13 protein-coding genes are annotated in these 13252 nt (G+C 62.5%); 4 read left to right on the plus strand and 9 right to left on the minus strand.

Annotated features, from left to right (window positions below):
- Window positions 1-271 precede the first annotated feature (271 nt).
- Window positions 272-1732, plus strand: coding sequence for a membrane-bound lytic murein transglycosylase MltF (mltF, locus tag ACL9RJ_RS09350; RefSeq protein ID WP_017124076.1), 1461 nt, complete (start codon window positions 272-274; stop codon window positions 1730-1732).
- Window positions 1733-1880: 148 nt separating this feature from the next.
- Here mltF and pdxJ read toward each other — a convergent pair whose 3' ends face one another.
- The 9 genes from pdxJ to lptF form a co-directional block, all read right to left on the minus strand.
- A complete protein-coding gene (gene pdxJ / locus ACL9RJ_RS09355; RefSeq protein WP_422765163.1) occupies window positions 1881-2627 on the minus strand; it encodes a pyridoxine 5'-phosphate synthase in 747 nt (248 codons plus the stop codon).
- 51 nt (window positions 2628-2678) lie between these two features.
- A complete protein-coding gene (gene recO, locus ACL9RJ_RS09360; protein WP_017124078.1) occupies window positions 2679-3368 on the minus strand; it encodes a DNA repair protein RecO in 690 nt (229 codons plus the stop codon).
- A gap of 24 nt (window positions 3369-3392) precedes the next feature.
- Window positions 3393-4295: a GTPase Era gene (era, locus tag ACL9RJ_RS09365; RefSeq protein WP_017124079.1), complete on the minus strand. Its 903-nt coding sequence runs from the start codon at window positions 4293-4295 to the stop codon at window positions 3393-3395.
- Window positions 4288-4977 (minus strand): ribonuclease III, encoded by a 690-nt coding sequence (rnc, locus tag ACL9RJ_RS09370; protein ID WP_017124080.1) that lies wholly within the window; start codon window positions 4975-4977, stop codon window positions 4288-4290. Before rnc ends, era begins: the two co-directional genes overlap by 8 nt.
- A complete protein-coding gene (locus tag ACL9RJ_RS09375) occupies window positions 4974-5351 on the minus strand; it encodes a DUF4845 domain-containing protein (RefSeq protein WP_017124081.1) in 378 nt (125 codons plus the stop codon). Before ACL9RJ_RS09375 ends, rnc begins: the two co-directional genes overlap by 4 nt.
- A gap of 66 nt (window positions 5352-5417) precedes the next feature.
- The gene (gene lepB / locus ACL9RJ_RS09380) at window positions 5418-6272 is read right to left on the minus strand and encodes a signal peptidase I (RefSeq protein ID WP_017124082.1); all 855 of its coding nucleotides are present in this window, start codon (window positions 6270-6272) and stop codon (window positions 5418-5420) included.
- A 5-nt stretch (window positions 6273-6277) separates the two neighbouring features.
- Window positions 6278-8077: a translation elongation factor 4 gene (lepA, locus tag ACL9RJ_RS09385; protein ID WP_042934511.1), complete on the minus strand. Its 1800-nt coding sequence runs from the start codon at window positions 8075-8077 to the stop codon at window positions 6278-6280.
- A gap of 171 nt (window positions 8078-8248) precedes the next feature.
- On the minus strand, window positions 8249-9310 hold the full coding sequence (lptG, locus tag ACL9RJ_RS09390) for an LPS export ABC transporter permease LptG (protein WP_017124084.1): 1062 nt from the start codon (window positions 9308-9310) through the stop codon (window positions 8249-8251).
- The gene (lptF, locus tag ACL9RJ_RS09395; protein ID WP_177106884.1) at window positions 9303-10421 is read right to left on the minus strand and encodes an LPS export ABC transporter permease LptF; all 1119 of its coding nucleotides are present in this window, start codon (window positions 10419-10421) and stop codon (window positions 9303-9305) included. Before lptF ends, lptG begins: the two co-directional genes overlap by 8 nt.
- Window positions 10422-10706: 285 nt before the next feature.
- Between lptF and ACL9RJ_RS09400 the strand changes: the two genes are divergently transcribed.
- The 3 genes from ACL9RJ_RS09400 to ACL9RJ_RS09410 are packed head-to-tail and all read left to right on the plus strand — an operon-like array spanning window position 10707 to window position 13118.
- The gene (locus ACL9RJ_RS09400) at window positions 10707-12197 is read left to right on the plus strand and encodes a leucyl aminopeptidase (RefSeq protein WP_177085633.1); all 1491 of its coding nucleotides are present in this window, start codon (window positions 10707-10709) and stop codon (window positions 12195-12197) included.
- 58 nt (window positions 12198-12255) lie between these two features.
- Entirely contained in the window at window positions 12256-12684 is a 429-nt protein-coding gene (locus ACL9RJ_RS09405) for a DNA polymerase III subunit chi (protein WP_017124087.1), read from the plus strand.
- Window positions 12685-12692: 8 nt separating this feature from the next.
- Entirely contained in the window at window positions 12693-13118 is a 426-nt protein-coding gene (locus tag ACL9RJ_RS09410; RefSeq protein ID WP_422765164.1) for a DNA polymerase III subunit chi, read from the plus strand.
- The last annotated feature ends 134 nt before the right edge of the window (window positions 13119-13252 follow it).

The following is a 13252-nucleotide window of genomic DNA, read 5'->3' on the forward strand; positions in this document are numbered from 1 at the left end:
GGAAGGGGGTGTGCTTTGAGGCCGTGCATTCTAGCCTAAACCGCCCGCGACGGCACCCGAAACGGCACGCTTGCCGTGCGCCAGACGTCGGTACGGGGGGCCCTGCTTATTATTAATAGGCATCAAGGGCATCCGGAACGGTTATTTTTGCTCCGTTTCCCCCGCGCCAGGCCCCATTCCTGAGGCTTCCAGCGTTATCCGGGTTTCTCTAGCAGACCGGCACCCATCTGTCGAGATATGGCGGCCGAGGTCCTTTGCGTATACTGCGCACATGTTTTCCCAAACTGCTTTCCGCCCGCGCTGCGCCAAGTGGCTCATCGCAACCGGACTCTTCCTGATGCTCGGTGCCTGTGTTGAAAAACCCAGCACTCTCGAGCGCGTAAAGGAGGATGGCGTACTGCGCGTGATCACCCGCAACAGTCCGGCCACCTACTTCCAGGATCGCAACGGCGAAACCGGCTTCGAATACGAGCTGGTCAAGCGCTTCGCCGATGACCTGGGGGTCAAGCTCGAGATCGAAACCGCCGACAACCTCGACGACCTGTTCAATCAGCTGGGCAAACCCAACGGTCCGGTGCTGGCGGCCGCCGGCCTGGTCGGCAGCGACCAGCGCAAGCAACAGGCGCGCTTTTCCCACCCTTACCTGGAAGTCACCCCGCAGGTCATCTACCGTAACGGCCAGTCCCGCCCCACCACCCCGGCGGACCTGGTGGGCAAACGCATCACGGTATTGAAGGGCAGCACCCACGCCGAACAGCTGGCCGAACTGAAAAAGCAGAATCCTGCAATAGAATACGAAGAGTCCGACGCCGTCGAAGTGGTCGACCTACTGCGCATGGTCGACGAGGGCCAGATCGACCTGACCCTGGTGGATTCCAACGAAGTGGCGATGAACCAGGTCTACTTCCCCAACGTGCGAGTCGCCTTCGACCTCGGCGACGCCCGCAACCAGCGCTGGGCAGTGGCTCCGGGGGAAGACAACAGCCTGCTCAACGAAATCAACGCCTACCTCGACAAGGTGCAGAAGAACGGCACCCTGCAACGCCTGAAGGATCGTTATTACGGGCACGTCGATGTCCTCGGGTATGTCGGCGCCTATACCTTCGCCCAGCACCTGCAGCAACGCCTGCCCAAATACGAGAAACACTTCCAGGCCTCGGCCAAGGAAGAAAAGGTCGACTGGCGCCTGCTCGCGGCCATCGGCTACCAGGAATCGCTGTGGCAACCGAGCGTCACTTCCAAGACCGGCGTGCGCGGCCTGATGATGCTGACCCAGAGCACCGCCCAGGCCATGGGCGTGTCCAACCGCCTGGACGCCCGGCAGAGCATCAGTGGCGGCGCCAAGTACCTGGCCTACATGAAGGACCAGCTCGACGAGAAAATCGAGGAGCCGGATCGCACCTGGTTCGCGCTGGCCGCCTACAACGTTGGCAGCGGTCACCTGGATGACGCCCGCAAGCTGGCCGAGAACGAAGGCCTGAATCCGAACAAGTGGCTGGACGTGAAGAAGATGCTGCCGCGCCTGGCGCAGAAGCAGTGGTACAGCAAGACCCGCTACGGCTACGCCCGCGGCGGCGAGCCGGTGCACTTCGTCGCCAACATCCGCCGCTACTACGACATCCTCACCTGGGTGACCCAGCCGCAGCTGGAAGGCAGCCAGGTGGCCGAAGGCGCCTTGCACGTACCGGGCGTGGACAAGACCAAGCCGACCGAGCAGCCATCACAGCTATAGCCAGAGCCGAACACAGCCCTCGTAGGAGCTGGCTTGCCAGCGATGGCGGTTTATCGGGCAACAACGATGTCGACCATCAGATCGCTATCGCCGGCAAGCCGGCTCCCACAGTTTGTCCCATACCCTCCCGTGGGAGCGTGCCTGGCAGTCAGGCCTTCGGCGCAGCCGCCAGGATCAATTCCTTCATCTCCACCACCGCCGCCTTGAAGCCGACAAACAATGCATGGGCCACCAGTGCGTGGCCGATGTTCAGCTCGTTGATCCCCGGAATCGCCGCGACCGCCTCGACGTTGTGATAATGCAGGCCATGTCCGGCATTGACGATCAGCCCCTGGGACACGCCAAAGGCCACGCCATCGGCGATGCGCTTGAGTTCCTCGGCCACTTCGGCCGGAGTCTCGGCGTCGGCATAACGCCCGGTGTGCAATTCGATCGCCGGCGCGCCGACCCGCTTGGACGCGGCAATCTGCCGCTCATCGGCATCGATGAACAGCGACACTTCGCTGCCGATCCTGCTCAGGCGCTCCACCGCCGCCTTGATCCGCGCTTCCTGCCCGGCGACATCCAGGCCACCCTCGGTGGTCAGTTCCTGGCGGGTCTCCGGGACCAGGCAGATATGCGCCGGACGAATGCGCTCGGCGAACGCCATCATCTCTTCGGTCACGCCAATTTCGAAGTTCATGCGGGTTTGCAGCACCTCCTTGAGCAGCAGCACGTCGCGCTCCTGGATATGCCGGCGGTCTTCACGCAGGTGCACGGTGATGCCATCGGCGCCCGCCTCTTCGGCGTCCAGCGCGGCCTTGACCGGGTCGGGGTAACGCGTGCCCCGGGCCTGACGCAGGGTGGCTACGTGGTCGATATTCACACCGAGAAGAATGCGGGTGCTGGTGGTCACGGGAAGGCTCCTGAACAGTTGAAGATTCGGCCCACAGCATACACGGGGATTTCAGGGCTTTCGAAACAACTCGCGACTGACCAGCGGTTTACCCCCCAGATGCACCGCCAGCGCCTGGCGCATCAGGCGCTTGGCCGCCGACAGGGCACCGACCGCGGTCCAGTCGGCTTCGGCCATGGCCAGCAGCTCGGTGCCCTGGAACAGCCCGGGTTGCAACAGGTAGACCCGCTCGAGGCCGGCATCCACCTGCAGCCGGTACATGCCGTCCGCTGCCAGCGGTTCGCCATGGACATCCACGTCCAGGGCAAAGCCGTAGCCGAGGTCATCGAGCAGCCGCCACTCAAAGGAACGCAGCAGGGGTTCGAGGGGACGGCCTTCGGCCAGGGCGAGCAAGGTCGCGGCATAGTGGTCGAAGACCGCCGGATGCGGGTCTTCGGCGGGCAACAGGCGAATCAGCAGTTCGTTGAGGTAGAGGCCGCTGAACAGCGCTTCGCCGTTGAGCCAGGTGGAGACGCCGGCGCTTTCCATGCGCCCGACATTCTTCAGCTCGCCCCGGCCACGAAACTCGACCTCGAGGGGCACGAACGGTCGCGCCAATGTACCCGCCTTGCCCCGCGCGCTGCGCAGCACCGCGCGAAGCCGGCCTTGTGGCGTGATGAAATCCACCAGCGCGCTGCTTTCGCGGTAGGCGCGGGAGTGCAGGACGTAGGCCGGTTGGCCGGGAGGCGGGTTAGCCGACATGACGTCGAGCCTCAAACGACCTGGTTACAGATCGCCGTAACCCAACGAGCGCAGCGCCCGCTCGTCGTCGGACCAGCCGCCCTTCACCTTGACCCACAGGTTGAGCATGATCTTGGAGTCGAACAGCAGCTCCATGTCCTTGCGTGCCTCGGTGCCGATGCGCTTGATCCGCTCGCCCTTGTCACCAATGATGATCTTCTTCTGGCCGTCACGTTCGACGAGGATCAGCGCATGGATGTGCAGGGTCTTGCCCTGCTGCTTGAACTCTTCGATTTCCACGGTGATCTGGTAAGGCAGCTCCGCCCCCAGCTGGCGCATGATTTTCTCGCGCACCAGTTCCGCAGCGAGGAAACGACTGCTGCGATCGGTGATCTGGTCTTCCGGGAAGAAGTGCTCGTTTTCCGGCAGGTGCTGGGCGATCAGGCCTTCCAGGGCATCCAGGTTATGCCCTTGCTGGGCGGAGATCGGCACGATCTGCGCGTTCGGCAGCTGCTCCTGCAACCAGGTCAGATGCGGCATCAGCTCTGCCTTGTCTTCGATCCGGTCGGTCTTGTTCAGCGCGACGATCACCGGGCCTTCGACGTACTGGATGCGCTCCAGGACCATCTGGTCCTCTTCGGTCCAGCGGGTGCGGTCGACGACAAAGATCACCACGTCGACGTCTTTCAGGGCCGCCGAGGCGGTCTTGTTCATGTAGCGGTTCAGCGCCTTCTCGCCACCTTTGTGCATGCCTGGCGTGTCGACGTAGATTGCCTGGATGGCGCCTTCGGTCTTGATCCCGAGCATGTTGTGGCGGGTGGTCTGGGGCTTGCGCGAGGTGATCGCGAGCTTCTGGCCGAGGATATGGTTCAGCAGCGTGGATTTGCCCACGTTCGGCCGGCCGACGATGGCGACGTAGCCGCAGCGTGTTGCAATTGAATCAGTCATTACCATTCTCCACGCCCAGGGCAATCAGTGCTGCGGCGGCCGCTACCTGTTCGGCAATGCGACGGCTCACGCCCTGTCCTCGGCTTTTTTCATTCAATAGGGTGATTTCGCACTCGACGAAGAACGTCCGGCAATGCGGTTCACCCTGGATATCCACCACTTCGTAACGCGGCAGTTCACAGGCACGCGACTGCAGGAACTCCTGCAGGCGGGTCTTGGGGTCCTTGTTGGTGTCCACCAGCGTCAGGCTGTCGAACTCCGAGGTCAACCAGGCGAGCACCCGCTCGCGGGCCATTTCCATGCCGGCGTCGAGATAGATCGCGCCGATCAGCGCTTCCAGGGCATCGGCCAGGATCGACTCACGGCGGAAACCGCCGCTCTTCAACTCGCCGGACCCCAGGCGCAGGTAGTCGCCCAATTCGAAACCACGGGCCAGGACCGCCAGTGTTTCACCTTTTACCAGGCGTGCGCGCAAACGCGACAACTGGCCTTCGCGGGCCTGCGGGAAGCGGTCGAACAGCGCCTCGCCGGCAACGAAGTTGAGAATCGCGTCACCGAGAAACTCCAGGCGCTCGTTGTTGCGCCCGGCAAAACTGCGGTGAGTCAGGGCCAGGACCATCAGCTCCTGGTCCTTGAAGGTATAGCCGAGCTGGCGCTCGAGACGGCTCAAGGACACGGTCACGGTTTACCCACGCTGAATTCGTGGTCGAACTTGACCACCAGATCGATGTTCTGGATCAGCGGATCACGCTGCTCGTATTTCAAATGGGCGAGGAACCGGTTGTTCTCCACCGTCACGCTTAACGCTTTGTTCAAATCCACGTCCTGAATACTGTTGACCTGCATGCCGCGGGCAACATGGGTGTAAAAGTCGCTGACGGTGGTGACGCCCGCCGCCTTGTCGGTTTCCACCGACATGATGATTTTCTTCATCGACATGTAGTCGAGGTAATGCGGGATCAACTTGAATGCCGTACTGGCGACGAAGGCGACCAGCGCCAGGGCCAGCAACCAGCCGAAAAACGACAGACCTTTCTGGGAAGCGGCGGACTTCATGGTTGTTCTCATAGTGTTCAAGCACCTGAAAAGCATTCGGCGCTGTGTTCAACAGCGCCGCTTGGGTTACTTGATCAGGCCGACCCGCGAGAAATTCGGCAGGTGGCTGAATTTCGGATCAGGCCAGCTCATCCAGACCGCGAAGGCCTTGCCGACGATATTCTCGTCGGGAACCATGCCCAGCAGTTCCTTGGGAATACTGGGGTCATCCCAGTAGCGACTGTCATTGGAGTTGTCGCGGTTGTCGCCCATCATGAAGTAGTGCCCGGCCGGCACTTTCCATTCGTGGTCAGGCGGCGCGCGATAACGGCCCATCTCCTTGCGGATCAGGTGTTCGGCGGCGCCCAGCTTCTCTTTGTAGAGTTCGGCGCTGCCGAGCATGCCCGGTTCGTTGCCCACCAGTTGCTCGGCCACGGACTCGCCGTTGACGAACAGCTTCTTGTCACTGGTGTAACGCACCACATCGCCCGGCAGACCGACTACACGCTTGATGTAGTTGACGTTCGGATCGCTCGGGTAGCGAAACACCATCACATCGCCGCGCTGCGGATCACCGACCGGGATCACTTTCTTGTCGATCACCGGCAAACGGATCCCGTAGGAAAACTTGTTCACCAGGATGAAATCACCGACATCCAGGGTCGGCTTCATCGAGCCGGACGGAATCTGGAACGGCTCGACCAGAAACGACCGCAGTACCAGCACGATGAACAGCACCGGGAAGAAGGATTTGCCGTATTCAACCAGCAAAGGCTCCTTGTTCAGCTTCTCGACCACTTCTGCCTCGGGCTGCGAGACGCTGCCCTGGTAGGTGGAGATTGCCGCACGTCGGCGTGGCGCCAGAAAGACCAGATCGAGCAACGCCAACAGACCGCAGACGGCGACGGCGATGACCAGCAACAGCGGGAAATTTAGTGACATAGGACCTAACTATCCAACCTGAGCACCGCAAGGAAGGCTTCCTGTGGGATTTCCACGTTGCCTACTTGCTTCATGCGTTTCTTACCGGCCTTCTGCTTTTCCAACAGCTTGCGCTTACGGCTAACGTCACCACCGTAGCATTTGGCCAGTACGTTCTTTCTGAGCGCCTTGACGGTTGTCCGCGCCACGATCTGCCCGCCAATGGCGGCCTGGATGGCAACGTCGAACATCTGACGAGGAATCAGTTCTTTCATCTTCTCGGTCAACGCACGCCCTTTGTAGTGCGCGTTGTCACGATGCACGATCAACGCCAGGGCGTCGACCTTCTCACCGTTGATCAGTACATCCAGCTTGACCAGATTAGCTGACTGGTAGCGATCGAAGTGATAATCCAGCGAAGCATAGCCACGGCTGGTGGATTTCAGGCGATCGAAGAAGTCCAGGACCACTTCGTTCATCGGCAGGTCGTAGGTCACCTGCACCTGGGAACCGAGGAACAGCATGTCGTGCTGGATCCCGCGTTTTTCGATGCACAGTGTAATGACGTTGCCCAGGTGCTCCTGCGGTACCAGGATATTGGCCCGCACGATCGGCTCGCGCATGTCCTCGATGGCGGACAGGTCCGGCAGCTTGGACGGGTTGTCGACGTAGATGGTCTCGCCGTTCTTGAGCTTGAGCTCGAAGATTACCGTCGGCGCCGTGGTGATCAGGTCCAGGTCGTACTCGCGCTCCAGGCGCTCCTGGATGATCTCCATGTGCAGCATGCCGAGGAACCCGCAACGGAAGCCGAAGCCCAGGGCATCGGAACTTTCCGGGGTGTACTGCAGCGAGGAGTCGTTCAGCGTGAGCTTTTGCAGGGCTTCGCGGAAGTCTTCGAAATCGTCGGAACTGACCGGGAACAGGCCGGCGTAGACCTGCGGCTGGATGCGTTTGAAGCCCGGCAGCACGTCGACATCGGGGGTGGTGCTCAGGGTCAGGGTGTCACCCACCGGCGCACCGTGGATGTCCTTGATACCGGCGATGATAAAGCCCACTTCGCCGGCCTTCAGGTCGACGGTGGCGGTGTGCTTGGGGTTGAACACGCCGACGCTGTCCACCAGGTGCATCTTGCCGGTGGACTTGACCAGGATCTTGTCGCCCTTCTTCACGCGGCCGTGGCGCACGCGCACCAGGGACACGACGCCCAGGTAGTTGTCGAACCAGGAGTCGATGATCAACGCCTGCAGCGGATCTTCGATATTGCCGGTCGGCGCGGGAATGGTGGCGACCAGGCGCTCGAGCACCTCATCGACACCCAGGCCGGTCTTGGCGCTGCAGGTGACGGCGTCGGTGGCATCGATACCGATGATCTTCTCGATCTCTTCCTTCACCCGCTCCGGCTCGGCCTGCGGCAGGTCGATCTTGTTCAGCACCGGCATGACTTCCAGGCCCTGCTCGATCGCCGTGTAGCAGTTGGCAACCGACTGGGCCTCGACGCCCTGGCCGGCGTCGACCACCAGCAGCGCACCTTCACAGGCCGCCAGGGAACGGCTGACTTCGTAGGTGAAGTCGACGTGGCCCGGGGTATCGATGAAGTTCAGCTGATAGGTGATGCCGTCTTTGGCCTTGTAGTACAAGGTGACGCTATGGGCCTTGATGGTGATCCCGCGCTCGCGCTCGAGGTCCATGGAATCCAGCACCTGCGCTTCCATCTCGCGTTCGGCAAGGCCGCCGCACATCTGGATGAAGCGATCGGCCAGAGTCGACTTGCCATGGTCAATGTGGGCGATGATGGAGAAATTGCGGATATGACTCAAATCACTCACGGGTCAACACTCAAAAAGGTTGCAGGCAGACTGCCCGCCGAAAAATAGCCGGGAATTGTACCTGATGCGCGACCTAGGCGTCACGTTCACAGGCAAGGCGACCGGCACAAAAAAGCCCCGGCTGGTCGGCAGGGGCTTTTTTTCGGGGTTACCCAGGCGTGTTTGCCGCCCTTATCCCGCTCGACGCAGCAGCCAGAGCCCGGCAATCGCACAGATCCCCGCCGGCACCAGCACCGCGAGCAGCGGCGAAAAGCCGAACACCAGGCTCGACGGCCCCAGCAGGTCCTGGGCGATACGGAAGGTGAAGCCCACCAGTACGCCGGTGAACACCCGCTGGCCGAGGGTCACCGAACGCAAGGGGCCGAAGATGAACGAGATGGCCATCAGCACCAGCGCGGCGGTGACCAGCGGTTGCAGGATCTTGACCCAGAACGCCAACCAGTAACGGCCATTGGCCAGCCCCTGGTCCGCCAGGTAATGGATGTAGCCCCACAGGCCGCTGATGGACAGCGCTTCGGGCACCATCACCACGGTGCTCAGCAGATTCGGGCTGAGGGACACGCCCCACAGCTCCTCCGGACTGTTGATGACCTCGGTGTGATCGCCACGGAAATAGGTGGTGGTGACATCCGTCAGGTTCCAGTGATCCTTGTCGAAGCGAGCCTGCCTGGCGAAGCTCGACGACAGCAGATGCCGCTGCTCGTCGAAATGATAACGGGTCACCCCATAGAGCAGGCCGTTGGGTTGCACGGCGTTGATATGGATGAATTCGTCGCCCTGGCGGTGCCACAGGCCGTGCTTGGAGCTCTGCGCATCGCCCGAACCCTGGGCCAGCGCCCGGTTGGCCTGGGCCTGGCTCTCGGTGACCGGCGCGACATACTCGCCGACCAGCACGCCGACGATCATCAGCACCAGCATCGGTTTCATCACCGCCCAGACGATGCGTCCGATGGAGACGCCGGCCGCGCGCATGATGGTCAGTTCGCTGTTGCTCGCCAGGCTGCCCAGGCCGATCAGGCAGCCGATCAGGCCGGCCATCGGCAACATGTCATAGACGCGACGAGGCGCCGTCAGCACCACGAAGCTGAGGATATCGCCCCAGGTGTAGGTGTCGCTGACATTGCCCATCTCGTCGATAAAGGCGAACAGCGAGGCCAGGCCCAGGATGATCCCGAGCACCGCCAGGATCGCCAGGAATACGGTACTGCCGATGTAGCGGTCGAGCTTAACCACGAGCCATCTCCTTCATGTCGCGGCGACTCGCCAGCTTCAAACGCAACGGTTCCCAATACAGCAGCCCCAGGCCGATCACCAGGAACAACCCGTGCACCCACCACAAGCCGAGCAGCGGCGACAGGTGGCCCTTCTCCAGCGAACCGCGGGCGGAAATCAGCATGGTCAGGTACGCCATGTACAGCAGGATCGCCGGCAACAGCTTGAGGAAACGGCCCTGACGCGGGTTGACCCGCGACAGCGGCACCGCCATGAGCGTCACGATAAAGACCAGCAGCGGCAGGGACAGGCGCCATTGCAGCTCGGCAATCGACTTGCGCTCGCTGCTGCCCCACAGATCGCGGGTCGCGAGGGCGTCACGGTCGGTCACCTCGTTGCTGATTTCGGGTTTCTCCATCTGCACGCCGTAGGTGTCATATTTGATAGCCCGATAGTCCGCCTGTCCCGGGCTGCCGTCATAGCGGTAGCCATTCTCGAGAATCAGGTAGCGGTTGCCGTCAGGCTTGACTTCCAGGCGCCCGTGATCGGCGACCAGCACCGAGATGCCACGGTCCTTCTTGTCCTGGCCGAGACGTTTCTCGGAAATGAACACGCCGCCCAGCTGGGTGCGGTCATCCGACAGTTTCTCGGTGTAGGTGATCCGCGATCCATCGTTCAGCGCCTGGAAGCGCCCCGGCTCCAGGGTGTCGAATTCGGTCAGGGCATCCTGCTTGTTGAGCACCAACTGGAACTGGTAGGCGCCCTGGGGGGCCAGGCTCAGGCTCAACCAGGCCACCAGCAGGGCCACCAGCAGGGCCGGTGCCATCGTCATGCCGAGCAGGCGTTGCTGGCTCATGCCGGTGGCGGACAGCACGGTCATCTCGCTTTCCAGATACAACCGGCCGTAGGCCAGCAGAATCCCGAGAAACAGGCCCAAGGGCAGGATCAACTGCAGGAAACCGGGCAGGCGGAAGCCCATGATCAGGAACAGCGCCCCCGGATCCAGGGCGCCCGAAGCGGCCTGGGCGAGGAATTTGACGAAGCGCCCGCTCATGGTGATCACCAGCAGCACGGCGCTGACGGCACTCAATGTAACCAGGACTTCGCGAGACAGATAACGAAAGACGATCAAACCAGACACTCCAGGGTTGTCAGGCTAACTAAGGCGGCCGAACAAGCAAGCATATAGAGTCAGCTCATCAAGAGCCGTCTAAAAAGATGGCGCATTATCCTGTGATTGGCCGCCCCTGTCACTGCGCACGCTCAACCACGCACGCAAAGCTGCAACGCAGGGTTGTCAGCGGCGGGCGGCGAGGTTCAAACTGCCGCCTTTGTCGCTTGCACGCCACCGCGTTGCCAAGCCGCCCAGCGCAGAGCCTCGCTTCGCGCCCACTGACCTTTATTCAGGGACCCAGACATGGAACTGGTTGTAAAAAGCGTTAGCCCAGAAACGTTGAAAACCGCCACCCTGGTACTCGCTGTCGGCGAAGGCCGCAAGCTCGGTACTGCCGCGCAGAAAGTCGATGAACTGACTGGCGGCGCCATCAGTGCCATCCTCAAGCGCGGCGACCTGGCCGGCAAGGTCGGCCAGAGCCTGCTGTTGCAGAGCCTGCCGAACCTGAAGGCCGAGCGCGTGCTGCTGGTGGGCGTGGGCAAGGACGCCGAGCTGGGCGACCGGCCGTTCCGCAAGACCGTCGCCGGCATCCTCGGCACCCTCAAGGGCCTGGGTGGCAGCGATGCCGTGCTCGCCCTCGACGAGCTGGTGGTCAAGGGTCGCGACAGCTATGGCAAGACCCGCCTGCTGGCGGAAAGCCTGCTGGATGGCGAGTACAGCTTCGACGCCTACAAGAGCCAGAAAGCCGAGCCGCGTGCCCTGAAGAAAGTCACCCTGGTCACCATCAAGGCCGCGCAAGCCGAAGTCGAACGCGCCGTGACCCACGCCAAGGCCATCGCCAACGGCATGGCATTCACCCGCGACCTGGGCAACACCCCGCCGAACATCTGCCACCCGAGCTACCTCGCCGAGCAGGCCAAGAACCTGGGCAAGACCCACAAGGGCCTGAAGGTCGAGATCTTCGACGAGAAGAAGATCAAGGAACTGGGCATGGGCTCGTTCTACGCCGTGGGCCAGGGCAGCGACCAGCCACCACGACTGATCGTCATGCAGTACAACGGCGGCAAGAAATCCGAGAAGCCGTTCGCCCTGGTCGGCAAGGGCATCACCTTCGACACCGGCGGTATCAGCCTCAAGCCGGGCGCCGGCATGGATGAAATGAAGTACGACATGGGCGGTGCCGCCAGTGTCTTCGGTACGCTGCAGGCCGTGCTGGAACTGAAGCTGCCGATCAACCTGGTGTGCATCCTGGCCTGTGCCGAGAACATGCCGAGCGGCGGCGCGACCCGTCCGGGCGACATCGTCACCACCCTGAGCGGCCAGACCGTGGAAATCCTCAACACCGACGCCGAAGGCCGCCTGGTGCTGTGCGACGCCCTGACCTACGCCGAACGCTTCAAGCCCCAGGCGGTGATCGATATCGCCACCCTGACCGGCGCCTGCATCGTCGCCCTCGGCTCGCACACCTCGGGCCTGCTGGGCAACAACGACGAGCTGATCGAGCAACTGCTGAACGCCGGCCGCCAGGCCGACGACCGCGCCTGGCAACTGCCGCTGTTCGATGAGTACCAGGAGCAACTGGACAGCCCGTTCGCCGACATCGCCAACATCGGCGGGCCGAAGGCCGGCACCATCACCGCCGCCTGCTTCCTGTCGCGCTTCACCAAGAACCTCAACTGGGCCCACCTGGACATCGCCGGCACCGCCTGGACCAGCGGCGGCAAGGACAAGGGCGCCACCGGCCGTCCGGTGCCCCTGCTGACCCAATACCTGCTGGATCGCGCCAAGGCCTGACGCCGGCGACCAGGGCGCCCTCCTCCGCTGAGCAGGGCGCCGTGGCTCAGGAACCTCTATGACCCAAGTCGATTTCTATATTCTGCCCAGCCCTGATCCTTCAGCCCGGCTGGATTTCGCCTGCAAGCTGACCGAAAAGGCCTGGCGCCTGGGGCACAAGGTCTATCTGCACTGCAGCGATGCCGGCCAGCGCGATGAGCTGGACGCCCGCCTGTGGCGCTTCAAGGGCGAGAGCTTCGTTCCCCACGGCCCCGCGGAAAGCGAACCCGAGGGCAGCGTAGTCCTGGGACTGGGCGAAGACCCCGGCCCTCATCAGGACCTGCTGGTGAACCTGGACTTGAAAGTCCCGCCCTTTGCCTCGCGCTTTGCCCGCGTGGCGGAAGTGGTGGTGGAAGACCCGGCGATCCGCCAGGCGGCGCGGGAGAGTTTCCGCTTCTACCGCGAACAGGGATATCCTCTGCAAGATCACCGTCTACAGCGACTTTGAGCACCCCGATGGACACTCCAAAACAACCACAAAAAGCTGCCCCCCTACTCGATGAGCTGGAATCGATCCGCAAGTTGCTCGGCGACGACACCCTGCAGCCACCGCTGCTGACCGAAACCGTCGCCAGCGAAGGGCAGATTCCCCTGCTGTTCGACATGGTGGGTAAAAAGGCCGAGGTCGAGCCAGTCCCCGAGGTCGCGCCGCCAGTCGCGGCCGAACCGGCACCCGCGCCGGCACCGATCGCCGAAGCGAAGCCGGAACCGGCCAGGCCCGGCAACCAGGACGCCCTGCTGCACCTGGACAGCGAATTGCGCGCCGCCGCGCAACTGATCATGCAGGACGTGATCGACGACTTCGCCCCGCATATCGAAACCGAGATCAAGCGCCGCCTGGATGCCCGGATGGAGCGCCTGCTGAGCCAGTATCCTTCCTGACACGACGCTCCCACACAAGACCGCGTTTCAGCGCAAAATAGCGCGCCAGCGGGCATATTTGTCCCCCGGGCCCTCACCTCGCTCTACGCCCCGCGCCATATCCCCGTTATACTTGCCGGCTTTCCTGAATTAAC

Source organism: Pseudomonas sp. Mn2068 (genome assembly GCF_049319725.1).
Lineage (GTDB): Bacteria > Pseudomonadota > Gammaproteobacteria > Pseudomonadales > Pseudomonadaceae > Aquipseudomonas > Aquipseudomonas gingeri.